The 21,293-nt window shown below is 62.9% G+C and carries 22 protein-coding genes, 1 tRNA gene and 1 rRNA gene; 13 read left to right on the top strand and 11 right to left on the bottom strand.

The annotated features are described in order from the left end of the window. The first annotated feature begins 90 nt into the window (after positions 1-90). Positions 91-204: ribosomal RNA gene (gene rrf, locus EYW47_RS14105) — 5S ribosomal RNA — on the top strand. Positions 205-418: 214 nt separating this feature from the next. On the opposite strand, the gene EYW47_RS40870 is transcribed toward rrf, so the two are convergent. Beyond that, entirely contained in the window at positions 419-592 is a 174-nt protein-coding gene (locus EYW47_RS40870) for a hypothetical protein (protein ID WP_165976554.1), read from the bottom strand. Positions 593-735: 143 nt separating this feature from the next. Between EYW47_RS40870 and EYW47_RS40865 the strand changes: the two genes are divergently transcribed. Then, a complete protein-coding gene (locus EYW47_RS40865; protein ID WP_165976553.1) occupies positions 736-903 on the top strand; it encodes a hypothetical protein in 168 nt (55 codons plus the stop codon). A 26-nt stretch (positions 904-929) separates the two neighbouring features. Here EYW47_RS40865 and EYW47_RS14100 read toward each other — a convergent pair whose 3' ends face one another. From EYW47_RS14100 to EYW47_RS14085, 4 genes are all read right to left on the bottom strand, one after another. Next, on the bottom strand, positions 930-2,285 hold the full coding sequence (locus tag EYW47_RS14100) for an MATE family efflux transporter (RefSeq protein WP_133195432.1): 1,356 nt from the start codon (positions 2,283-2,285) through the stop codon (positions 930-932). Then, positions 2,282-2,590, bottom strand: a complete 309-nt coding sequence (locus EYW47_RS14095; protein WP_133195431.1) for a DUF2288 domain-containing protein — start codon at positions 2,588-2,590, stop codon at positions 2,282-2,284. The genes EYW47_RS14100 and EYW47_RS14095 overlap by 4 nt, the downstream gene beginning before the upstream one ends. A gap of 758 nt (positions 2,591-3,348) precedes the next feature. Further along, the gene (locus tag EYW47_RS14090) at positions 3,349-4,041 is read right to left on the bottom strand and encodes a peptidoglycan DD-metalloendopeptidase family protein (RefSeq protein ID WP_133195430.1); all 693 of its coding nucleotides are present in this window, start codon (positions 4,039-4,041) and stop codon (positions 3,349-3,351) included. A gap of 161 nt (positions 4,042-4,202) precedes the next feature. Continuing rightward, positions 4,203-5,114, bottom strand: coding sequence for an aldose epimerase family protein (locus tag EYW47_RS14085; protein WP_133195429.1), 912 nt, complete (start codon positions 5,112-5,114; stop codon positions 4,203-4,205). A 622-nt stretch (positions 5,115-5,736) separates the two neighbouring features. On the opposite strand from EYW47_RS14085, the gene EYW47_RS14080 reads away from it, so the two are divergent. The 7 genes from EYW47_RS14080 (at position 5,737) to EYW47_RS41350 (ending at position 9,560) form a co-directional block, all read left to right on the top strand. Beyond that, the gene (locus EYW47_RS14080) at positions 5,737-6,564 is read left to right on the top strand and encodes an undecaprenyl-diphosphate phosphatase (RefSeq protein WP_133195428.1); all 828 of its coding nucleotides are present in this window, start codon (positions 5,737-5,739) and stop codon (positions 6,562-6,564) included. Positions 6,565-6,734: 170 nt separating this feature from the next. Further along, positions 6,735-6,811, top strand: a tRNA-Arg gene (locus EYW47_RS14075). 343 nt (positions 6,812-7,154) lie between these two features. Further along, complete coding sequence (locus EYW47_RS40860) at positions 7,155-7,313, top strand: hypothetical protein (RefSeq protein ID WP_165976543.1); 159 nt, start codon at positions 7,155-7,157, stop codon at positions 7,311-7,313. 39 nt (positions 7,314-7,352) lie between these two features. Next, the gene (locus EYW47_RS14070; RefSeq protein WP_133195427.1) at positions 7,353-7,547 is read left to right on the top strand and encodes an Arc family DNA-binding protein; all 195 of its coding nucleotides are present in this window, start codon (positions 7,353-7,355) and stop codon (positions 7,545-7,547) included. Between the two features lie 148 nt (positions 7,548-7,695). After that, positions 7,696-8,022 (top strand): hypothetical protein, encoded by a 327-nt coding sequence (locus EYW47_RS14065; protein WP_133195426.1) that lies wholly within the window; start codon positions 7,696-7,698, stop codon positions 8,020-8,022. A gap of 124 nt (positions 8,023-8,146) precedes the next feature. After that, positions 8,147-8,329 carry a hypothetical protein gene (locus EYW47_RS14060; RefSeq protein ID WP_133195424.1) on the top strand — a complete coding sequence of 61 codons (183 nt, stop codon included), beginning with the start codon at positions 8,147-8,149 and terminating at the stop codon, positions 8,327-8,329. A gap of 364 nt (positions 8,330-8,693) precedes the next feature. Next, a complete protein-coding gene (locus EYW47_RS41350) occupies positions 8,694-9,560 on the top strand; it encodes a TylF/MycF/NovP-related O-methyltransferase (RefSeq protein ID WP_205710070.1) in 867 nt (288 codons plus the stop codon). A gap of 157 nt (positions 9,561-9,717) precedes the next feature. On the opposite strand, the gene EYW47_RS14050 is transcribed toward EYW47_RS41350, so the two are convergent. Further along, positions 9,718-11,301: an acid phosphatase gene (locus EYW47_RS14050; RefSeq protein WP_133195423.1), complete on the bottom strand. Its 1,584-nt coding sequence runs from the start codon at positions 11,299-11,301 to the stop codon at positions 9,718-9,720. A gap of 340 nt (positions 11,302-11,641) precedes the next feature. On the opposite strand from EYW47_RS14050, the gene EYW47_RS14045 reads away from it, so the two are divergent. Continuing rightward, positions 11,642-13,057: a cytochrome-c peroxidase gene (locus EYW47_RS14045; protein ID WP_133195422.1), complete on the top strand. Its 1,416-nt coding sequence runs from the start codon at positions 11,642-11,644 to the stop codon at positions 13,055-13,057. Positions 13,058-13,087: 30 nt separating this feature from the next. Here the strand turns inward: EYW47_RS14045 and EYW47_RS14040 are convergent, their stop codons facing one another. Beyond that, positions 13,088-13,330: a hypothetical protein gene (locus tag EYW47_RS14040; protein ID WP_133195421.1), complete on the bottom strand. Its 243-nt coding sequence runs from the start codon at positions 13,328-13,330 to the stop codon at positions 13,088-13,090. Between the two features lie 242 nt (positions 13,331-13,572). On the opposite strand from EYW47_RS14040, the gene EYW47_RS14035 reads away from it, so the two are divergent. Further along, positions 13,573-13,959 carry a hypothetical protein gene (locus EYW47_RS14035; RefSeq protein WP_133195420.1) on the top strand — a complete coding sequence of 129 codons (387 nt, stop codon included), beginning with the start codon at positions 13,573-13,575 and terminating at the stop codon, positions 13,957-13,959. Positions 13,960-13,966: 7 nt separating this feature from the next. Beyond that, the gene (locus EYW47_RS14030) at positions 13,967-14,416 is read left to right on the top strand and encodes an NUDIX hydrolase (protein WP_133195419.1); all 450 of its coding nucleotides are present in this window, start codon (positions 13,967-13,969) and stop codon (positions 14,414-14,416) included. A 156-nt stretch (positions 14,417-14,572) separates the two neighbouring features. On the opposite strand, the gene EYW47_RS14025 is transcribed toward EYW47_RS14030, so the two are convergent. The 4 genes from EYW47_RS14025 to EYW47_RS14010 form a co-directional block, all read right to left on the bottom strand. Then, positions 14,573-16,297, bottom strand: coding sequence for a glutamine--tRNA ligase/YqeY domain fusion protein (locus EYW47_RS14025; RefSeq protein WP_133195418.1), 1,725 nt, complete (start codon positions 16,295-16,297; stop codon positions 14,573-14,575). Between the two features lie 125 nt (positions 16,298-16,422). Further along, positions 16,423-16,728, bottom strand: a complete 306-nt coding sequence (locus EYW47_RS14020; RefSeq protein ID WP_133195417.1) for a type II toxin-antitoxin system RelE/ParE family toxin — start codon at positions 16,726-16,728, stop codon at positions 16,423-16,425. Continuing rightward, positions 16,725-16,982 carry a type II toxin-antitoxin system ParD family antitoxin gene (locus EYW47_RS14015; RefSeq protein ID WP_133195416.1) on the bottom strand — a complete coding sequence of 86 codons (258 nt, stop codon included), beginning with the start codon at positions 16,980-16,982 and terminating at the stop codon, positions 16,725-16,727. Before EYW47_RS14015 ends, EYW47_RS14020 begins: the two co-directional genes overlap by 4 nt. 96 nt (positions 16,983-17,078) lie before the next feature. Continuing rightward, the gene (locus tag EYW47_RS14010; protein WP_133195415.1) at positions 17,079-18,299 is read right to left on the bottom strand and encodes a CaiB/BaiF CoA transferase family protein; all 1,221 of its coding nucleotides are present in this window, start codon (positions 18,297-18,299) and stop codon (positions 17,079-17,081) included. Between the two features lie 342 nt (positions 18,300-18,641). On the opposite strand from EYW47_RS14010, the gene alaS reads away from it, so the two are divergent. Continuing rightward, positions 18,642-21,266 (top strand): alanine--tRNA ligase, encoded by a 2,625-nt coding sequence (alaS, locus tag EYW47_RS14005; protein ID WP_133195414.1) that lies wholly within the window; start codon positions 18,642-18,644, stop codon positions 21,264-21,266. Positions 21,267-21,293: the final 27 nt, after the last annotated feature.

The following is a 21,293-nucleotide window of genomic DNA, read 5'->3' as shown; positions in this document are numbered from 1 at the left end:
AACAACACAACCCCAATTGAGCAACACCTCTTTACGCTTCTTCCAGATTGGCTGTGGCGCTTAACCAAAGCGACGCAGCAACCCGTCAAGCCTGATGACCATAGCGAGTCGGTCCCACCCCTTCCCATCCCGAACAGGACCGTGAAACGACTCTACGCCGATGATAGTGCGGATTGCCCGTGTGAAAGTAGGTAATCGTCAGGCTCCTTATGCAGTACGTCCAGAACCCCGGTGGCTCCAAAAGAGCACCGGGGTTCTGGCGTTTACGCGCGTGGAAATTCCTAAGGCGCGCTGAGCTTTTCAGACTCAGGCCTCAGATCAGGACAACAAGAGCACACTCACGGCTGGCAAATCCAGCCGCGCCCGAGAAAGCTCACCGAGATGTATGGAGACCGCTAGACGACCCCCATGTGCCAGCTCAGTGCCTGCGACGCATGCGATCGAGCACGTGATGCTCGGCCAGCCAGTGGTGCATCATGCCTTCGCCGTTGTGCTCCTGCTTGTAGGCACGCGATTCGAAAATCGATAGCCCGAGCAGAACCAGCAGACCGACAGCAAGACCGATCAGACCCGCAATAGTTTCGGCATCCATGGCAGCCTCCTTCGGTTGCAGCCATGTGAGTATCTTAGAACAGAGCCAGGCAGGAAAAAAATAGCAATGTTCGCAAGCCGTCGAATGTGCGGTGCACGCGTTAGACTGCTGCATGGCAACATTATTTGAGGGAGTTTGCGTTGATGTCACGTGTCTGGCTGGCCATTGCGATGGCCGCACTGCTTTCCGCTTGCGCCGACGATGGAGCGAGCAAACATCACGGGCCGCCGCCCCACGATCCTGCTGACTACCACGGCGTTCCGACCGACGATCGTCCACCGACGATGATCGAAACGCCGCCGGCACAGTAACAGCAACAGCGGATCGAACAGGCGCCTCAGGGCGCCTGTTGCATTTTGGCGGCTTGAATGGCGCCGGTGATCCGCGGCAATAGCGGGGAGAGGGTCAAGCCGCGTGCTGCCATAAAGATCAGCAACGCGATCCAGAGCCCGTGATTACCGAAGGGGCCAACGAGCGCCCAAGAAGCGGCAAGGAAGACGACCAGCGAGGCAGCCATTGCCTGCATCAACTCACGCGTGCGCGTGGCCCCGATGAACACTCCATCGAGCAGGAAACCCCACACCGAAACGACGGGAGAAAGCGCCGCCCACGGCAAAAAGGTTTGCGCGGCGGCGCGCACGGCGGGTTGATCGGTCAGCCTGGCGATGATCCATGTGCCGGTGCCCCAGTACACCGCCGAGAATCCGAGCGCGCCCAGCGCCGCCCAGAACAGGTTCACTTTCACCGCTTGCCGAAAAGCGTCACGGTCGCGCGCGCCGATCGCCGCGCCCACGAGCGCTTCGGTGGCATGAGCGAAGCCGTCGAGCCCGTACGCCATGAAAGTCTGAAAGTTGAGCAGCAGTGCATTGGCTGCAAGGATCGCATCGCCTTGTCTTGCGCCCACATGCGCGAACCAGCCGAACGATCCCAACAGGCACATCGTGCGCAGAAAGATGTCGCGATTGATCGCGACGAGGCGCTTGAGCGCCGCGGGCTCGACGATCGCGCGCCACACAAGCGGCGCCTGGCCGCGAGGCCGCAGATGCCAAAGCACCGTCGCGCCGAACGCGAAGCCAACCGTGTCTGCGGTGGCCGTCGCTGCGCCAATTCCCGCAATGCCCCAGCCCAATCCATAGACGTAAGCGAGCACGGCAACCACGTTGACGACGTTGATGAGCACTTGCGAGATCAGTGCAATACGCACGCGTTGTGTGCCCAGCAGGTAGCCGAGCACGACATAGTTCGCCAGTGCAAACGGCGCCGAGCCGATGCGAGCATGGCAATAGAGACGCGCATTACGCTGCACCTCGTCGCTGCCGCCGATCAGCTCGAGGACATAACGGATCAGCGGCGACTGCATCAGCAAGATCAACGCGCCGATACCGAAGGCGAGCAGCAATGCTCGCACGACGTTTGCGCGCAACGCAGGCTGATCGTCGGCGCCGAAGGCTTGAGCGACGAGCCCGGTGGTGCCCATGCGCAGAAAGCCGAAGCCCCAGAAGACGCAGTTGAAAAAGAGGCCGCCGAGCGCCACGCCGCCGAGATCGGCGGCGCTGCCCAGGTGACCGGCAACGGCTGTATCCACGGCGCCAAGAATTGGCTGAGTGAGATTCGCGAGGACGATCGGAAAGGCGAGCCTCAACACGCGCCGATGCCAGTCACCGCGCGTCGGCAGTGCCAGATTCTCGCTCAACTACGTTCCTGCACGCAGACCCACGGTGAAACCACGACGGCCCAGAGCTCCGGCTTGCGTGCCGAGTAGTCGGCGGCGGTCGAGGCCTGCATGCGCTCGACGAGGCCGGCGGAGAGCCATTGCGTCACTTGCGTGCTGTCGTCGGTGGCGATGGCTTCGGCGACGCTCACGAGGTCGAGGTCGCGCGCAACCGCGAGCAGCTTGCCCTGCGCGAAGAATCGTTCGAGGTCCTGCCAGTCGATCTTGGCGGTCTCGCCGAGCAGCTTGGCGTAGAGCGGGCTAGGGGTAGCGTCGTCGGTAGTCATGGTCTTGGGTATGGAGTTGCGGCCGTTACTATAAACGATAGGTTGCAGGCGGGCGGCCTGTCGACTGGCATAGGTGCCGAGTATCGATCGAGAGATTGCATCGCACCTGCACGATCCGCATAGGCGGGGGAGGCAAGCGGGAAATGACTACGCTAATGTGCGGTAGAAAGCCCATATGCCAATCGACTTGCGATAATTAATCAGACAAAAGCGCAGACGGGCGAATAAGCAAAACATCTGAATAAAAACGTCAATCGTGAGTCCCGAACTCGGTGTTTCAAAAAGTCCACTGCCGCGAATAATTGAGCTTATTTGTGCGGTTGCACACCAAATGACACGGCGCGCGACCGCTTTCGAGGCGCAGTATTGCGGTGCGGGAAAATGCTGCCTGCACCACGTCTCACGGCGCAGCGGGTGCTACGGCGAAGCGCCCAGCCCGCAAGCCTTTGCGCCGCTTTTTGACGATTGCGCAAAGCGCGCTGCAATGCGCATATTCGTGCGCAAATTCCGTAACATTGAAACGCTGATTCGTCATCGGAAATTGATGCGGCACATAATCCGTGCGCCGCGACACATTTTCGATCTAATTAAGTGATTGCGCCGTCAGAGGCGCGTTGATAGATTGCCATTCGGCGCATGGTAAACCGGTCCTTTGCCGATATGCGCCAAACCCCCGTTAGCCCGGCTCCATGCCGGGCTTTTTTTCTGCTGTGCAAAGTCACGAACGGGCCTTGAAGACACTGCCCGTGTGGCGCCGATCAGCGCGGCGGCAAATCGCGAGCCGGATCGATCGAGCGTCCCTGATAGCGCAGCTCGAAATGCAGCATCACGCGATCGCTGTCGCTGCTGCCCATTTCGGCAACCTTCTGCCCTTGCGTCACGGTCTCGCCTTCCTTCACGAGCAGGGCCTGATTGTGCGCGTAGGCCGTGAGGTATTCGCCATCGTGCTTGATGATCAGCAGATTGCCGTAGCCGCGCAGACCATTGCCCGCGTACACGACCGTGCCGGGTGCAGCGGCGACGATGGGCGTGCCGGCGCTGTTGACGATGTCGATGCCCTTCGAGTCGCGTCCGTCGAAGTTACGGACCACCTGGCCGGTGGTCGGCCAGACGAGCGAAATGGACGAGGCGGGTGCTGCCGCTGTGCTCGCGCTGTCGGGTACGGCCGACGCGGCGGGCGTGCTCGCGCGCGGTGCAGTGCGCTGCGCGCCTGCCGACGAGCCGGCAGGCGGCGCGACGCGCAGCACTTGTCCGACTTCGATTGCGTCGGGGTTCGACAGATTGTTCCAGCGCACGATATTCGAAACCGATTGACGGTTGCTGCGTGCGATTTTGCTGATCGTGTCGCCGCGCTCCACACGGTAGAAACCGGGGCCGACCGGAGCCGATCCGCAAGCGGCGAGCAGCGCGACGAGCGCCGCGCATGCGAAACGTCTAAATCCCTTTGCCAACGTTGAACCTCGCAAGACGCTGCCGGTGGCTCGTCCCGGGAGGGCAGCCGTACCAGCAAAACGTTTAATTTTAGCGGGTTTGGCGTCGCGCCTGCGATTTCACCTGATGAATCGGCTGGCGAATCTCGTCAGGCGCAGGATGCATGGCGTCAACGTGTCGCTCAGCGGAGCGCTTCGACGTGCAGGCGCAACGCAGCGGTTTCGGTTGCGCCCGGCGCGAGCCAGCGCAGTCCGAGACCATTGTGGATCGCATCGGGCAAGCCGAGCCACGGCTCGATGCAATAAAAGTCGGAGTCGGCCGCTTCGGTCCAGGTCGTCACGGCGTACCAGGCAAGCGTGCCCGGGCGGTCGAGGTCGATCGTGACCGCATGCTTGAGACCGGGCGCGACGAATCGCACCGGCGACGCAGGCGGTGACGGCTCGAGCACATGGAAGCGATCCACGATGCGCGTATCGTCGAGACGATACTGCGGCTCGCCGGGCTCCGGCGCGCTGATCGAGCCATCGGGCAACTGATGGCGGCGCTGCGTCGGCGGCAGGTCGAGCGTGCTCTGCGCGCGCTGCTCATGAGGCAGCGCGAAGTAGAAGTGATGGCCCGCGTACCAGGGCAGCGGCGCGTCGCCGGTGTTCGTTGCCGTGAGCACGACGTCGAGCGTGCGCTCATCGGCGAGCCGGTACGTGGCTTCGAAGCGAAACGCAAACGGGTAGCCGCCGTGCGTGGCCGCGGAATCCACCAGCGTCATGCTCACGCCGCGGCCATCGGCGTCGACCTGAGTGGTGAACGGGAGATCGCGGGCAAAGCCGTGCGTCGGCAGATCGCGCACGACGCCTTGGGCGTCGCGCCAGCGGCCGATCTGGCCATCGACGAAATGGCGTCCGAGAAACGGGAAGAGCAGCGGATTGCCGCCGCGCACGCGCGCCGGCTGATCCCAGTTCGCGTTGTCGGGCCAGCGGATGACCGGCTCGCCGCCGACATGCCATGAGATGAGCCGCGCGCCGGCCCACGGCGCGAGGCGCAATGTCGAGGCGCCACTGGTGAGTTCGAGAATGTCCTGCTGAGGGTGTGATTCCATGGGCGGGCGTCGAGTCGAGAGGGGTAGAGGGGACAAGGGCCAAGCTGCGGCCAAAGCCGAGGCAGCGCTGGCGTCCGGCGCGCCTGGGGATTGTGCGCCGCTTTCAGATGCGTGAAAACCCTCGTCGGGAAATCGTGGGTGTTGCGCAAGCTTGGGCTCGCCCATAATCGGCCTCAACCGTGCGTTTGCGCACGCAGCGACAAAGAAGGAGGACGCAAAAATGGATCTCGCAATGGCGATGGGGATGGGACTGTTCAGCTTGTTTATCGGGAGCAGTGCGTACTTCTTCTACAAGGTTGCCCGCTGATCGCCCAGTCGGACTGAGCATCGGCATACCAGGCTTTCGATTTTCTTTCGCCGGACCTTGCGCCGGCGTTCCGCTCACGCCCTCCCTCTCGCGAACAGGACACCCATTGGGCTTGTTCGAATTCGACCCGCTCGTCATTCTGATACACCAAGCTCATTTTTCTCCGCACGATTTTGTTGCAGCGCGGTAACTTTTCAGACAAATGAGTCCCAACGCTTGGCGCTGCAATTCGGCCCAGGCATAATCGGTGCGCCTTGCCGCACCGTCCCCTGCGATGGTCCGGCACCCTGTCCAACCATCCCGAGGATCCCCCGCGTGAGTCTCTCGTTCCTGTTTTTCCTGAGCGTGCTGCAAGGTGTCACGGAGCTTTTCCCCGTCAGCAGTCTCGGCCACACCCTGCTCGTGCCGCCGCTCTTCGGCATGCATATCGACAAGCACGCCCCGCAAATTCTGCCGTTCCTCGTCGCGCTGCATCTGGGTACGGCGGTCGCGCTGCTCTGGTATTTCCGCGCGCGCTGGGTCGCGCTCATCAGCGGGTTCTTCGCTTCGCTCGCGGGCCGCAAGAACGATGACGGCCACATGATGTGGGCGCTCATCATCGGCACGATTCCGGCGGGCCTCGTCGGTCTCGTGCTCGAAAAGCGCATCGAAGCGCTCTTCCACGACCTGCGGATCGTTGCCGCGGCGCTGATGGTGAACGGCGTGCTGCTGTGGTTCGGCGATCGTCTGCAACAGGCACGCGCACATCGCCCGCCCGAGAAGCTCACGTTCCGCCAGGCGTTTCTCGTGGGCCTCGCGCAGATCGGTGCGCTGATTCCCGGCTTCTCGCGCAGCGGTCTGACGATGATCGCCGGCAATGCCGCGGGTCTTACGACCGAGAAGGCCGCCGAGTTTTCGTTCTTGCTCGGCACGCCGATCATCTTCGCGGCGGGTGTGCTCGAACTGCCGAAGCTCTTTCACGCGCACGATCAGCTCATGACGGCTCTCGTGGGTGGCGTGCTGACCGGCATCGCCGCGTGGCTGAGCGTGAAGTTCCTGATGCGCTATTTCGAAGGGCGCGGCCGTCTGGCTTCGTTCGGGTTGTATTGCGTGATCGCGGGTGCGGTTTTCCTCGGCTGGTTCGTGATGCATCCGCAGGTTTGATGGTGCGCGTGCCGCTTCGCGCTGCAGGCGGTGCGTACCTCATGGGGCAGGGCCGGCGAGAGCCGAACGCGGTATAATCCACGCCCGTCTGCGCCCACGCCCATGGCGTGAGCCCGGACAGGCTGCGTTTCGGGTGCGTATCGCGCGCGCCGGCCTCGCAGATCACTCACGCGACAGTAGCTCAGCTGGATAGAGCATCGGCCTTCTAAGCCGAGGGTCGGGGGTTCGAGCCCCTCCTGTCGCGCCAATAGATTCAAGTACTTAGCCCAGCCTTCACCCGCTGGGCTTTTTGCATTCTGAATCTGTGTAAGCGCTGGTGTAAGCAATTTCAGCAATACGGGTCTGCTCGTGCCGTTTGCCTGCTATAGCGACAACATTGATTGGTACGCCACCGGCATGGGACTAGATGCTGCTGCGCCGCTGAACGGCCGGAGCCAACGTCACTCATCCCGGATAGCTGTCGTTGCAAGGTTCACTTTTTTCTGAGAGCGGCAAGACCCCACCATCACCTATGACTCGGCCGAACCTGCCATTGGAGCATCGAGCGCTGGCGGGCAAATGTGTATCATTTGCCTGCCGCTCAGCCGAGAATGAAACAGAACAACATCCGCCGCGCCATGGCTAGCATCGAAAAGTGCAAACCCGAGTTGCTGGGCGTGTTACCCCAAGAGGAATACGACCGCTTCACCCGCAGCGACAAGAACAGAGGCATCCCAAAGGACCTCCTCAAGCTCTTCTCGGATGCGTGATGGCCAATCCGCCTTTCAACGTGGACGACGTGACGCTGGATGCGGTGGAATGCCGCTAAGGCCAGCAATCGATCAATGAACGCGGAAGTGGTGGCGCGGCTTGAGGAGAGCTTTGCCGCGGGCAAGGGCGGGGCGCCGGTCGACGACCGGACGCTCGATCTGTTCGCCGATACGGTAGCCGGCAAGGTCGTTCAGGCGCTGGATGAGCGGGAGAAGAAGCGAAAAAGGCCATGAGCGGGGTGCGCCTGCTCACTGACGCCGCTCGGAAGAGGTGCTAGATTGTCGACACCGATCCGGAGGCTCTTGCCTTCGCGGCCTGAGTTCGTGGCCACCGCAGTCACCAAGTAACGGCAGTAAGAAGGCCCTCACAAAAGGAGCTGCTATGTGCCGTCGATACATCGCTGCCGCTGCCTTGCTCATCCCCACCTTGTCGCAAGCATTCCAGCCTGTACCTATTCCTCAATGCCAGACGGCGGGCCCCGACGCTTCTGCGCAGGAAACGATTGATGCCGCGAAATGCCGGGCGCGATGGCTCATTGCTGGCGCCTATAACCGGACGGAAGGAGACGCGATGGACGCGGTCTCGGAGTGCGCCGGGACGTTCGACGAGGTCCTAAACCATCGATTGACCGAAGGTGTGTCGCACGACAAGCTGGTACTGATGTGCGCAGACACCGCCATGCAGATGGGCATCATGAAGCTCGATTAGTGGCGCCGCTCGTATGAATTGAGCATACGCCCATCAGTCTCGGCAAGGCTGGTTAAACGTACAGTGTCGCACCCCCTAAGGGAAAGGTTAGACTGACCACACCGATGTCAACGCGGAGCCAATCATGGTCACCAAGACTGTCCGCCGTGCATTTTCCGGCCTGACTTCCGCGTTCACGCCAATGCACAAAGCCAACCAACGGGCCGCGCATACCCTGAAATCGGCCCAGCAGCATGCCGACGAGGCTTGGAAGCGTATGACGCAAAGAGAGGGCATTGTGTCCCGTCGAAAAAATTCGAAGTCCTGATTTTTGTAAGGCTCAAGCAAGCTACTGAACCTCGCTATCCGATATTTCAGGCGTCGAACTTGGAGATCATATGACCGCGCCACGTAAGCTCGATGGAATGGCACTGAAGCCTCGCGAAAAAATCCCGCTGCGGAGCAAGAGCAACCTGATGACCCCTGAAACCAAACAGGAATCATTCGATATCCTTCGGAAAGTTGTCGAGGAACACCGGGAACTAATTGACCGTCGGATCGACCGCTAGCCTTTCGTCGCGCCGATTGTCGGCCGCCCTTGAGCGCAGGAATCCAGGCCACATTAGAGCTGTTGCTAAACGCCGGGTGCATTTTAATAGCTGGTCCTACTAACACATTTATCCATCTGTCAAATGTTCAAGAAAGTCCAGTTGTTTTTCCATGCACTATGGCGTGCTCCGATCTATCTTCAAACCAGCGCGTTACGCTTGGAAGCCCTTGAGCGCAAGCTGGATCATCTGCCGGTGCCGCAAGTCAATGTGGCACCGCCGGAGGTAAATGTCGCACCGCCGGAGGTAAATGTGGTGCCGCCGGAAGTGCACGTTGCCGCCCCGACGGTCAATGTCAATGTTCCTTCGGACGCGGCCAATCAGCCCGGCACTCCGGAAGCATTGTTCAAGGTTTTGGGGGATGCAGCGGTTCGGCGATCGGCGGTGATTGTTGAGCGTGACATGCCTGACGCGCTCATCTTCCAGCAGTACGAGCCATTTTTGGCACATTGCATCGACAAGGCGCCGCGGGACGGTGCACACTGCGAGTTCGGCGTGTTCTCCGGCTATACCATCAACTTCTGCGCGGACCGTCGACCGGATGTTCGAATCGATGGCTTTGATAGCTTCGAGGGATTACCGGAGGAGTGGTCAGGATACGCAGCGTTCGACTTCGACCGTAAGGGGAAAACGCCGGAGGTTCGAAGTAACGTGAAGCTCCATGTGGGTTGGTTCGATGCAACGATTCCGCCGTATCGAAGCACCATCGACAAGATCGCGTATCTCCACGTCGATTGCGATATCTATTCGTCGACCGCTTGCATCTTCGATAACCTCGGAGACAAGCTCATGGATGGGGCCGTGATCCTGTTCGATGAGTATTTCTGCTATCCTGGGTTTGAGGCGCACGAATACAAGGCATTTGCAGAGTACCTTGCGCGGACCAGCAAGAAGGTGGAATGGTTTGCATGTTGTGGACAGCGAGCCGCCTGCCTAATCCGCAATCAATAAAAGACGCACATCGATATCAAGTATCGATGCGGCTGCGCTTGTAGCCCGTTTTCCTTTCTCGCTCTTGCACAGGCATAAACAAAAAAATCGGGCAGCCCAAAAGCTGCCCGAGAAAAAGCTGGACGCCCTCATATCCAGCCGTGGATGACGTGATCGTTTAAAGCTTCAAATCAAGCGAATTAGTCAAATCGCCCATAGCGGACGCGCCGTTGCTCTTGAGCGCGGCATCGCGCGCGGTGAGCCCGGGCAGCGCCGGCAGCGAGAATCGCCGCGTGATGAGCCGCAGGATAGAAGTCGTGTCGTACTGCGTATGATCGACGTAGCCCTTCTTCGCATACGGCGAGATAACGAGCGCCGGGATGCGCGAGCCCGGCCCCCATCGGTCGCCCTTGGGCGGCGCGACGTGATCCCAGAACCCGCCGTTCTCGTCGTACGTAACCACCACGACCATGTTGTTCCATTGCGGGCTCTTCTGCAGATGCGCGATGACGTCGGCGATATGCTGATCGCCGCTCGCCACGTCGGTGTATCCCGCGTGCTCGTTGAGGTTGCCCTGGGGCTTGTAGAACGCGACTTGCGGCAGCGTGCCGGCGTCGATCGCCTTGATGAACTCGCTGCCGTCCATCCCGCCGTCGAGCAAGTGCTTCGCGCGCGCGTCGGAACCCGGCGCGTAGTTCGCGAAGTAGTTGAACGGCTGATGATGCGGCTGGAAGTTCGGCGCCGTCATGTTCGCGCCGTAGATCACATTCGACGTGCTGTTCTGCGCCGCGCTCACCGCCGCGCCCCATGCGCCGCCGTACCATGCCCACGAGACCCCCGCGTTCGAGAGCAGGTCGCCAATGTTTTGCGCCGTTTGCGGCGGCAGCGTCGAAGCGGCGCTCGGGTCGGCAAGCTTCGTGTCGCCGCCGGAAGCCGGCGCGTTGCCGCTCGGCTGGTAAGGCGGCTGCATCGTATTGATTGCGTAGAAGTCGGGCGTCAGGTTGCCCGACTTCACGAACTTCGGAATGCCGGTGAGCGCCGAAGCCGGCGAGTTCGACGCGAGCGTGAGCGAGACGCCGTCGGCGTTGACCGCCGAGATCGAGCCGGCTGCGGGGCTCTTGTCCGCGCTCGCGTAGTACGGCGTGCATGCGCACACCAGCCACTGGTGGTTCAGGAACGAGCCGCCGAACGCGCCCATGAAGAAGTTGTCGGCCAGCGTGTATTGCTGCGCGATCTTCCAGAGCGGCAGCTTTTCGGCGCTCGAGGTGTAGTGGCCCATCACGAGGCCGCCCGAGTCGGCCCATGCGGCGAACATGTCGTTCTTGCCGCCATGGATCTGCATCTGGTTCTCGTAAAAACGGTGATAGAGGTCGCGCGTCGTCACCGAGAGCGGTGCGTTGTAGCCCTTCGGATCGTCGATGGCGAACGGGGCGTTCGGCATGTTCGCGGTCATCGCCGCCGTCACTACGGGCGTGACGCCCGTTTGAGTGAGGCCGTTCCAGACGGTCGGAAGTGTGGCGAGCACCGAGCCGTCGCGGTCGAGCTGCTGAGCGCTTTGCGCGCTCACGTTTTGCAGGCCGTTTGCGCCGGGGAAGCTGCCGTACAGGTTGTCGAAGCTGCGGTTTTCCGCGTAGATCACGACGATGTTCTTGACCGACGACAGGTCGGCCTTGTTGTCGCCGCTGCCGCCGCACGCCGCGACGGCTAGCGCCGCCGCAGCCGCTGCGATCGGCGTTGCGTAGAACCATTTTCTCTTGATCATGCTTTTCTCTCTCGCGTTGGGGTCCCCTTGGCGGCCAGCGCGGGAACGACACCGGCCTCGGGCGACGCGCAGTGTCTCAACGGAATTTGACAGCCATATGTAAATAATTACGTTTAGCTTTTATTGGCCCTGTGATTGCATGACGGTGTGCTTACGTAAAGTCATCGATTCGTCATGTCGCTGACATACGCTTGCGCGATTTCGACGCGCGATGACGTGCATCGACAACCGCGGCGCGATGGCGTTCGGCAGGACGCGCGCCGCACATGCAAGCTCCGGGGATCCGTTCATGTTGCATAGATTGGCGCGTCGCTCGACGCGCACTCAGAAGCGTTCGCCAATGCCGGCAGGACGGCGACGCCGTTATGGCCGGCTGATTGTTGTGGCCGGCGTGCTGGCGTTGCTGGCGGCGTGCGATGGCGGCACGTCTCAGACGGAGGGTGCCGGCAGCGCTGTACAAGGAGCGAGCGGCGCGGGCAGTGCGCGTGATGCGATCGCCCGCGACCCAGCCGGCACGAGCAGCCGGACCGGTATCAAGCCGATGAAGATCGCCGTGTCTTCGCCTGGTCCGCAGGCAGGCCCAGCGGGCCAGCCGTACGGCGAGCCGCATGGCCAGTCGCGCGCCGAGGTCTACGCTCAGGTGCGCCGCATGACGGCGTTGGGCAAGCAGCTTTTCTTCGATCCCTCGCTTTCGGGCTCGGGCAAGATGTCGTGCGCGACCTGCCACAATCCCGATCGCGCCTTCACGCCGGCCAACGCGCTCGACGTGCAGATCGGCGGTGCGGATCTGCGTCGACCGGGCATGCGGGCGGTGCCGACGCTCAAGTATCTGCAGGCCGTGCCGTCGTTCGCGGAGCACTATCACGACTCCGACGACGAAGGCGACGAGAGTGTCGACGCTGGTCCAACCGGCGGTCTCACCTGGGATGGCCGCGTGGATCGCGGCTCGGACCAGGCGCGCATTCCGCTGCTCTCGTCCTTCGAGATGGCAAGCACGCCGCGCAAGGTGGCCGACGCGGTGCGAGCGGCGCCTTATGCCGACGCGTTTCGCGAGGCGTTCGGCGCGCACATCTTCGACGATGAAGACGCCACCTTCAAGGCTGTGCTCAAGGCGCTGGAAACCTTCGAGCAGGCTCCGGAAGTGTTCTATCCGTACACGAGCAAGTACGACGCGTATCTCGCGGGCAAGACGCCGCTCACCGCGGCGGAGATGCGCGGCCTGCAGTTGTTCAACGACGAGAAGAAGGGCAATTGCGCGAGCTGCCACATCAGCCAGCGCGCGAAGGACGGCTCGCCGCCGCAGTTCAGCGACTTCGGCCTGATCGCGCTCGGCGTGCCGCGCAATCGCGCGCTCGCGGTGAATCGCGATCCGCGCTTCTTCGATCTGGGCGCGTGCGGCCCGGAGCGTACGGATCTAGGCGGCCGCGCCGAATTTTGCGGGCTCTTTCGCACGCCGACGCTGCGCAACGTCGCGCTCAAGAAGACGTTCTTCCACAACGGCATCTATCACTCGCTGGAGGACGTGATGCGCTTCTATGCGCGGCGCGATACGAATCCGGAGGCGTTCTATCCGGTGGTGAAGGGCAAGGTGAGGAAGTTCGACGACTTGCCGCGCCAGTACTGGGCGAACCTCAATACCGATGCGCCGTTCGACCGCAAGCCAGGGGACGCGCCGGTCTTTTCCGACGCCGAGATCAAGGATGTGATTGCGTTTCTGGGCACGCTCACCGACGGCTGGCAGCCTGCGGCGCATTGAGTGCGCCTGCCGTGCGCCGTGCGCGCTTCGTCAGATGCGCGCGATAAGAATGCAGGTGACGGTGAGCACGAGGAATGAGGCAAGCAGGCATATGAAACCGCCGCGCACGACGGTCTCGGGCCAGCGCGGCGCGTTGTCGATGCGGATGGCGTAGGGCGACGCGGACGACTCGGGCTGTGGTTTTTGCGTATGCTGCGCGATCATGGCCATGAGGCCGATGCACAGCAGCGAAAGCACCACGGCAAAGATCCGTAGGGCAATGGCGTAAGTCATGACAGAAAATGCCTATTTGTGCGTAAGCGATTGAATGTCAAAAGCTTATGGGATGCCTTCCTGAGTCGCTATCGGACCAATCCGAAACGTAGTCGGATTGCAAGTCGAAAATCCTCGCCCATGCGGGGCTTGCACGGCAATACGCCGCCAAGCAGGGCAAGGTAAAAATGGGGTGCGTGTTATCCTTTTCCGCAATTAACGATTGCCCAATTGCCCCAATTGTCCTTTAGGGAGAAAGTTCAATGTTGAAATCGCCCCGTATCCTGTCAGGCCTCGCTGGCTTGTTCCTGCTTGCGGCTGGCCCGGCCGCCCAAGCCGCCAATCTGGGCTTTCTCAACGACACGCCGGCCAGCTGGATGAAGCAGGCAGACTACGACTCGCTCGCCCATGCCGTGCGCGACGCCGTGGCCACCAAGAAGGATGGCGAAACCGTCAACTGGAGCAACGAAGGCCTGCGCAACCCCGTGAAGATCGACGCCACCATCACGCCGACCAAGACGGCGCAGGACGGCGACAAGACTTGCCGCGACTCGGACGTGGTCGTGAACGCCAAGGGCCAGACGATGACGCTACGTCCGCAGTTCTGCCGCGTTGGCGACGGCGCATGGGTCTACCAGAAGAAGCGCTGATCACGCAGTGAACGGCAAGATCGTCTCATGCGGCATCGTGCTGCTTGACCCGGACGGTCGTGTGCTTCTGGCGCACGCGACCGGCACCGGTCACTGGGACATTCCGAAGGGGCAGGGCGAGCCGGGCGAAACCGAGGCGCAAAGCGCGCTGCGCGAAATGGTCGAGGAGACCGGCATTGCGATCGACGCGTCGCGGCTCGTCGATCTCGGGCGCTTTGCCTATCGGCGTGACAAGGATTTGCATCTGTTCGCCGCACGCGCGCAAGCTGCGGAGCTCGATCTCTCGCAATGCCGCTGCGTGTCGCTTTTCCCGCGCCGGCACGACGGCGTGATGATTCCCGAGATGGACGCCTGGCTGTGGGTCGCGCCCGCCGACGTAGACCAGTACGCGAGCCGCAGCCTCGCGCGGCTCTTCGGCACGACGCTCTCGCTCGCCGGGCTGCATGAGCGCCTCTGATTGACGCATTCATTCGATTGTTGCTTCTGGCTCGCGCCTTGAGTGGCGCTGCCAAGCCGACCGCACCGGCGGCATCAGAAATAGAAAAAGCCCGCATTTTGTGCGGGCTTTTTGCATTCCGAGCGGCCGGGACGGCCTGTGGCCGCCTTTGCGTCCTTACTTGCCCCAGCTGTCGCGCAGGCCCACGATGCGGTTGAACACCGGCGCGCCCGGCTTCGAGTCGTAGCGGTCGGCGACAAAGTAGCCGTGACGCTCGAACTGATAGCGGTCTTCCGGCGCCGCGTCGCGTGCGCCCGGCTCCAGATACGCTTGCACCACGCGCTTGGAATTCGGGTTGAGCGCTTCGAGGAAGTCGCGGCCGCCCGCGTCGGGTTGCTCTTCGCGGAACAGGCGGTCGTAGAGGCGCACTTCCGCCGGGCACGCATGCGCCGCGCTCACCCAGTGGATGTTGCCCTTGACCTTGTAGTTGTTCGCGCCTTCGGTGCCCGATTTGCTGTCCGGGAAGTAGTTGCAGTGCACGGCGGTCACGTTGCCGTTCTCGTCCTTGTCCGCGCCCGTGCATTCGATCACGAAGCCATAGCGCAGACGCACCTTGTTGCCCGGGAACAGGCGGAAATAGCCCTTGGGCGGCGTCTCGTTGAAGTCCTCGCGCTCGATCCACAGCTCGCGCGAGATCGGGAACGTGCGCAGGCCGCGCTCCGGATGGTGCGGATGCACGGGCGCCGTGCAGTCTTCGCTCGTGTCCTCCGGATAGTTGTCGATGATGAGCTTGAGCGGGTCGAGTACGGCGGCCGTGCGCGGCGCCTTGTCGTCGAGGTCGTCGCGCAGCGCGCCTTCGAACACGCTCATGTCGATCCACGAATCGATCTTCGTCACGCCGATCCGATCACAGAAGAGGTGGATCGCTTCGGGCGTGAAGCCGCGCCGGCGCACGCCGACGATGGTGGGCATACGCGGGTCGTCCCAGCCGTCCACGTGGCCTTCGGTCACGAGTTGCAGCAGCTTGCGCTTGCTGGTGATCGCGTAGGTCAGATTCAGGCGTGAAAACTCGATTTGCTGCGGCAGCGGGCGCGTGAAGACGCCGGCATCGGCCAGTTCGCCCAGCACCCAGTCGTAGAGCGGGCGATGGTCTTCGAACTCGAGCGTGCACAGCGAGTGCGTGATGTTCTCGAGCGCGTCCGAGATGCAGTGCGTGTAGTCGTACATCGGATACACGCACCATTTGTCGCCGGTACGGTAGTGATGCGCGAAGCGGATCCGGTAGATCACGGGGTCGCGCATGTTGAAGTTCGGCGACGCCATGTCGATCTTCGCGCGCAGCACGTGCGCGCCTTCCTCGAACTCGCCGGCCTTCATGCGGCGGAACAGGTCGAGGTTTTCGTCGACGGAGCGCTCGCGGAACGGCGAGTTCTTGCCCGCCTCCGTGGCCGAGCCGCGGTTCGCGCGCATCTCTTCCGGCGACTGGCTGTCCACGTACGCCTTGCCGCGCTGGATCAGCAGTTCGGCGAATTCGTAGAGCTTGTCGTAGTAGTCGCTCGCGTAGAACAGGTAGTCGCGATCGTCCTGTTCTTTCTTCCACTCGAAGCCGAGCCAGGTGACGGCGTCGATGATCGAGTTGACGTACTCGACGCTTTCCTTTTCAGGATTGGTGTCGTCGAAGCGCAGGTGACACACGCCGCCATAGCTTTTCGCGACGCCGAAGTTCAGGCAGATGCTCTTCGCGTGGCCGATGTGCAGATAGCCGTTCGGCTCCGGCGGGAAGCGCGTTTCCACGCGCTGCGCCCACTTGCCCGAGCGGTTGTCGTCGTCGATGATGTTGCGGATGAAATTGGATGCCGCAGGCGCGTCCGTGCGGTCGGCGTCTTTACGTTCGGTATTCATGCGAAAAGGGAAGTCGTTCGAGGGCGCGGTACATAAGGAAAGTCGCTACCCGGCGCCCGGTAGTGCCTTCCATTCTACCTGACGAAACCAGGCCTGCCAGTTCCGGCTCGCGGGCGTTGCATGGCTTAGTCGGGAAAAAGAATCTCTGCGTAGTCTCGAGCCGAATGCAGGACGTGGAGAATATCGATTCGATTGGGCGGTTCGCCGATGACGCGGTAGAAGATCAGATAGCGCCCGTGCCCACGGCAGCGCACGCCGCGCTCTTCATAGCGTGGCACGAGCGGGAATGCGTGAGGTATTGTGCCGAGCGAAAGACACTTTTCACGGATCTCGCGGATAAAGCTCAACGCACGCGATGGATTATCCCGTGCGATGTAGTCAGCAATATCTTCGAGCTCGGCTTCTGCATCGGGCAGGAGCGTGACGATCATCGATTGGGCCCGGTCTTTGCCGCATATTTTGCCTCCAGGCGATCAAACACACCTTCTGCCGGACGGCCCAGTCCGGCATCCGAATCCGAGATGCCCTTCGTGATCAGCCTATCCAGTGCGGCGAGCCGGGACTCGCGATCCTGGATGAGGCGCACGCCTTCACGCAATACTTCGCTCTTTGAGCCGTAACGGCCCGATTCCACAAGCTTTGCGATATACGTTTCCAGTTGCTGTCCCAGATCGGCGCTGATCATGATCGTTCCCTCGTTGCGGGCTGTTTTCCCGGTTCACACCGTACCGATCCTACGCTGCCTCGCGGAGTTTTATCAATAGTTATTAATTGCTTCAGATCAGACGACGCCCTTGCTCCGCAGCGCCGCCACCTGCTCCTCGCCGTAGCCGAGCACGTCGCGCAGCACCTGCACGGTGTGCTCGCCCAGAGTCGGCGGATGGCTCGCCACCACGGGCGGCGTCTCGCTCATGCGAATGGGGTTGCGCACGAGGCGCGCCGTAGCGCCCGACGGGTGCGGCACGTCCACCTGCATGCCGCGCGCGACCACCTGCTCGTTCTCGAACACTTCCGCGAGGTTGTTGATCGGGCCGCACGGCACGCCCGCGCCTTCGAGCGCGCCGATCCAGTCGGCCTTGGTGCGCGTGCGGATCAACTCGGCCACGATCGGCACCAGCGTCTCGCGATGGCGCACGCGCGCGGGGTTGGTCGCGAAGCGCTCGTCGTCGGCGAGCTCGGGGCGGCCCGCGACCTCGACGAACTTGCGGAACTGCCCGTCGTTGCCCACCGCGAGGATGATCCAGCTGTCGCTCGTCTGGAACGCCTGATAGGGCACGATATTCGGATGCGCGTTGCCCCAGCGCGCGGGCGGCGTGCCGCTCGCGAGGTAGTTCGTGTTCATGTTCGCGAGCATGGCCACCTGCACGTCGAGCAGCGCCATGTCGATGTACTGGCCGGTGCCCGTGCGGTCGCGGTGCGCGAGCGCGGTGAGCACGGCGATGGTGGCGTACATGCCGGTCATGAGGTCGGCGATCGCGACGCCCGCCTTTTGCGGGCCGCCGCCCGGCAGGCTGTCGCGTTCGCCCGTGATGCTCATGAAGCCGCCCATGCCTTGCACGATGAAGTCATAGCCCGCGCGCGGCGCGTACGGCCCGGTCTGGCCGAAGCCGGTCACCGAGCAGTAGACGAGATCGGGTTTCACGGCGCGCAGCGACTCGTAGTCGAGGCCGTATTTCTTCAACTGCCCGACCTTGTAGTTCTCCAGCACGACGTCGCTCTGCGCGGCGAGCTCGCGCACGATGCGCTGGCCCTCGGGCGTCGCGATGTCGAGCGTCACCGAGCGCTTGTTGCGGTTCGGCGCGAGATAGTAGGCCGCTTCCCCGGTGTCCTGGCCGTCCGGCGTCTTCATATACGGCGGCCCCCAGTGGCGCGTGTCGTCGCCGGCGCCGGGGCGCTCCACTTTGATGACGTCGGCGCCGAAGTCGGCGAGGGTCTGTGCGCACCACGGTCCGGCGAGGACACGGGTGAGATCGAGTACGCGGATATGGCTGAGAGCGCCCATGCTGTGTCTTCCAATATCGTTCTGAGGCTTGGAGTCCGTCCGCGCGGGAGGCGAGGCGGCCGATCCAGGCATCTTAAGCGATCTGGGCGGGAGATGGTGAATTTCGGTACAATGTTCCGCTAAGCGGAACTTACTAGAGGCGGCAGACGAGCGCACTGGGACGCCGACGCGAGCGCGCACACGGCCTGTGCGGGCCGCCGCGAGCGGGCGGCGATCCCGTATAATCGGTCGATTCAGCATCGCCGATTCCGCGCGCATCCGGGTGCAACCGGGCGCATGCGCGAATCCAGACGACCTCACAAGATTCAGCACTGAACGCCCCGAAGGACCATACAGCACGCCATGAAAGCCGCCGAAATCCGCGAGAAATTCCTCAAGTTCTTCGAGTCGAAGGGCCACACGATCGTGCGCTCGTCGAGCCTCGTGCCGGGCAACGACCCCACGCTGCTCTTCACCAACTCGGGCATGGTGCAGTTCAAGGACGTGTTCCTCGGCACCGAATCGCGCCCGTACTCGCGCGCCACGACCGCGCAGCGCAGCGTGCGCGCGGGCGGCAAGCACAACGATCTCGAGAACGTCGGCTACACCGCGCGCCATCACACGTTCTTCGAGATGCTCGGCAACTTCTCGTTCGGCGACTACTTCAAGCGTGACGCGATCCACTACTGCTGGGAGCTGCTGACCAAGGTCTACGGCCTGCCGGCGGACAAGCTCACGGTCACCGTCTACAAGGAAGACGACGAGGCCTACGACATCTGGGCGAAGGAAGTGGGCGTGCCGGCGGAGCGCATCATCCGCATCGGTGACAACAAGGGCGCGCGCTACGCGTCCGACAACTTCTGGCAGATGGCCGACACCGGCCCCTGCGGCCCGTGCTCGGAAGTGTTCTATGACCACGGTCCGGAAATCTGGGGCGGCCCCCCGGGGTCGCCCGAGGAAGACGGCGACCGCTTCATCGAGATCTGGAATCTCGTGTTCATGCAGTTCAACCGCGACGCCCAGGGCAACATGACGCCGCTGCCCAAGCAGTGCGTCGACACGGGCATGGGTCTCGAGCGCCTCGCCGCCGTGCTGCAGCACGTGCACAGCAACTATGAGATCGACCTGTTCCAGAACCTGATCAAGGCCGCTGGGCGCGAGACCGGCACCGCCGACCTCACGAACAACTCGCTGAAAGTGATCGCCGACCACATCCGCGCGTGCTCGTTCCTGATCGTCGACGGCGTGATTCCGGGCAATGAAGGCCGCGGCTATGTGCTGCGCCGCATCGTGCGCCGCGCGATCCGCCATGGTTACAAGCTCGGCCGCAAGAGCGGGTTCTTCCACAAGCTCGTGGCCGACCTCGTCGCGGAAATGGGCGCGGCGTACCCGGAACTGAAGGAAGCGCAACAGCGCGTGACCGACGTGCTGCGCCAGGAAGAAGAGCGCTTCTTCGAGACCATCGAGCACGGCATGTCGATCCTCGAAGCGGCGCTGGCCGACCTGGACGCCAAGGGTGGCAAGACGCTCGACGGCGAGCTCGCCTTCAAGCTGCACGACACCTATGGCTTCCCGCTCGACCTCACCGCGGACGTTTGCCGCGAGCGCAACGTCACGGTCGACGAGCCGGCCTTTGACGACGCCATGGCGCGCCAGCGCGAGCAGGCGCGTGCGGCGGGCAAGTTCAAGATGGCGCAGGGCCTCGAATACTCGGGCGCGAAGACCACGTTCCACGGCTACGAGGAAATCGTCTTCGACGACGCCAGGATCGTCGCGCTTTATGTCGATGGCGCTTCGGTCAACGAAGTGAAGACCGGCCAGGACGCCGTGGTCGTGCTCGACCACACGCCGTTCTACGCGGAGTCGGGCGGCCAGGTGGGCGACCAGGGCGTGCTCTCGAACGCGAGCGTGCGCTTTGCGGTGGCCGACACACTCAAGGTCCAGGCCGACGTGAGCGGCCATCACGGCACGCTGGAGCAAGGCACGCTCAAGGTGGGCGACGTCGTGAAGGCGGAAATCGACGCCATCCGCCGCGCCCGCACGGCGCGCAACCACTCGGCCACGCACTTGATGCACAAGGCGCTGCGCGAAGTGCTGGGCCAGCACGTGCAGCAGAAGGGCTCGCTCGTCGACGCGGAGAAGACGCGCTTCGACTTCGCGCACAATGCGCCGATGACCGATGAGGAAATCCGGCGCGTCGAGGAAATCGTCAACTCGGAAGTGCTCGCGAACGCGCCCGGCATCGTGCGCGTGCTGCCCTACGACGAAGCCGTGAAGGGCGGCGCGATGGCGCTCTTCGGCGAGAAGTACGGCGACGAAGTGCGCGTGCTCGACCTCGGTTTCTCGCGTGAGCTTTGCGGCGGCACGCACGTGAACCGCAGCGGCGACATCGGCCTCTTCAAGATCGTGATGGAAGGCGGCGTGGCCGCGGGCATCCGTCGCGTGGAAGCGATCACGGGCGACAACGCCGTGCGTTTCGTGCAGGAGCTCGACGCGCGGGTGAACGCGGCAGCCGCGGCGCTCAAGGCGCAGCCCTCGGAGCTCACGCAGCGCATCGCCCAGGTGCAGGACCAGGTCAAGTCGCTCGAGAAGGAACTGGGCGCGCTCAAGTCGAAGCTGGCGTCGAGCCAGGGCGACGAGCTCGTGGGCCAGGCCATCGAGGTGAACGGCGTGCACGTGCTGGCCGCCACGCTCGAAGGCGCGGACTCGAAGACACTGCGCGAGACCGTGGACAAGCTCAAGGACAAGCTCAAGAGCGCGGCGATCGTGCTGGCGGCCGTGGAAGGCGGCAAGGTCAGCCTGATCGCGGGCGTGACCGCCGAGGCCAGCAAGAAGGTCAAGGCCGGCGAGCTCGTGAACTTCGTCGCCCAGCAGGTGGGCGGCAAGGGCGGCGGCCGTCCGGACATGGCGCAGGCGGGCGGCACCGAGCCGGCCAACCTGAGCGCCGCGCTCGCGGGCGTGAAGGGCTGGGTCGAAGCGAAGCTCTAACGCGTCTGGCGCAACGCGGCTGAGAGG

Source organism: Paraburkholderia silviterrae (assembly GCF_004353915.1).
GTDB classification, from domain to species: domain Bacteria; phylum Pseudomonadota; class Gammaproteobacteria; order Burkholderiales; family Burkholderiaceae; genus Paraburkholderia; species Paraburkholderia silviterrae.
The sequence above is the reverse complement of the archived record's forward strand: the minus strand, read 5'-3'. Positions and strand labels throughout refer to the sequence as shown.

Excerpts from the sequence above, each read along its gene's own strand:
- EYW47_RS40870 (WP_165976554.1), bottom strand. The coding sequence starts at position 592 with ATGGATGCCGAAACTATTGCGGGTCTGATCGGTCTTGCTGTCGGTCTG.
- EYW47_RS40865 (WP_165976553.1), top strand. The coding sequence starts at position 736 with ATGTCACGTGTCTGGCTGGCCATTGCGATGGCCGCACTGCTTTCCGCT.
- EYW47_RS14095 (WP_133195431.1), bottom strand. The coding sequence starts at position 2,590 with ATGACTACCGACGACGCTACCCCTAGCCCGCTCTACGCCAAGCTGCTC.
- EYW47_RS14085 (WP_133195429.1), bottom strand. The coding sequence starts at position 5,114 with ATGGAATCACACCCTCAGCAGGACATTCTCGAACTCACCAGTGGCGCC.
- EYW47_RS40860 (WP_165976543.1), top strand. The coding sequence starts at position 7,155 with ATGAAACAGAACAACATCCGCCGCGCCATGGCTAGCATCGAAAAGTGC.
- EYW47_RS14070 (WP_133195427.1), top strand. The coding sequence starts at position 7,353 with ATGCGGTGGAATGCCGCTAAGGCCAGCAATCGATCAATGAACGCGGAA.
- EYW47_RS14065 (WP_133195426.1), top strand. The coding sequence starts at position 7,696 with ATGTGCCGTCGATACATCGCTGCCGCTGCCTTGCTCATCCCCACCTTG.
- EYW47_RS14060 (WP_133195424.1), top strand. The coding sequence starts at position 8,147 with ATGGTCACCAAGACTGTCCGCCGTGCATTTTCCGGCCTGACTTCCGCG.
- EYW47_RS41350 (WP_205710070.1), top strand. The coding sequence starts at position 8,694 with ATGTTCAAGAAAGTCCAGTTGTTTTTCCATGCACTATGGCGTGCTCCG.
- EYW47_RS14050 (WP_133195423.1), bottom strand. The coding sequence starts at position 11,301 with ATGATCAAGAGAAAATGGTTCTACGCAACGCCGATCGCAGCGGCTGCG.
- EYW47_RS14045 (WP_133195422.1), top strand. The coding sequence starts at position 11,642 with ATGCCGGCAGGACGGCGACGCCGTTATGGCCGGCTGATTGTTGTGGCC.
- EYW47_RS14040 (WP_133195421.1), bottom strand. The coding sequence starts at position 13,330 with ATGACTTACGCCATTGCCCTACGGATCTTTGCCGTGGTGCTTTCGCTG.
- EYW47_RS14035 (WP_133195420.1), top strand. The coding sequence starts at position 13,573 with ATGTTGAAATCGCCCCGTATCCTGTCAGGCCTCGCTGGCTTGTTCCTG.
- EYW47_RS14025 (WP_133195418.1), bottom strand. The coding sequence starts at position 16,297 with ATGAATACCGAACGTAAAGACGCCGACCGCACGGACGCGCCTGCGGCA.
- EYW47_RS14020 (WP_133195417.1), bottom strand. The coding sequence starts at position 16,728 with ATGATCGTCACGCTCCTGCCCGATGCAGAAGCCGAGCTCGAAGATATT.
- EYW47_RS14015 (WP_133195416.1), bottom strand. The coding sequence starts at position 16,982 with ATGATCAGCGCCGATCTGGGACAGCAACTGGAAACGTATATCGCAAAG.
- EYW47_RS14010 (WP_133195415.1), bottom strand. The coding sequence starts at position 18,299 with ATGGGCGCTCTCAGCCATATCCGCGTACTCGATCTCACCCGTGTCCTC.
- alaS (WP_133195414.1), top strand. The coding sequence starts at position 18,642 with ATGAAAGCCGCCGAAATCCGCGAGAAATTCCTCAAGTTCTTCGAGTCG.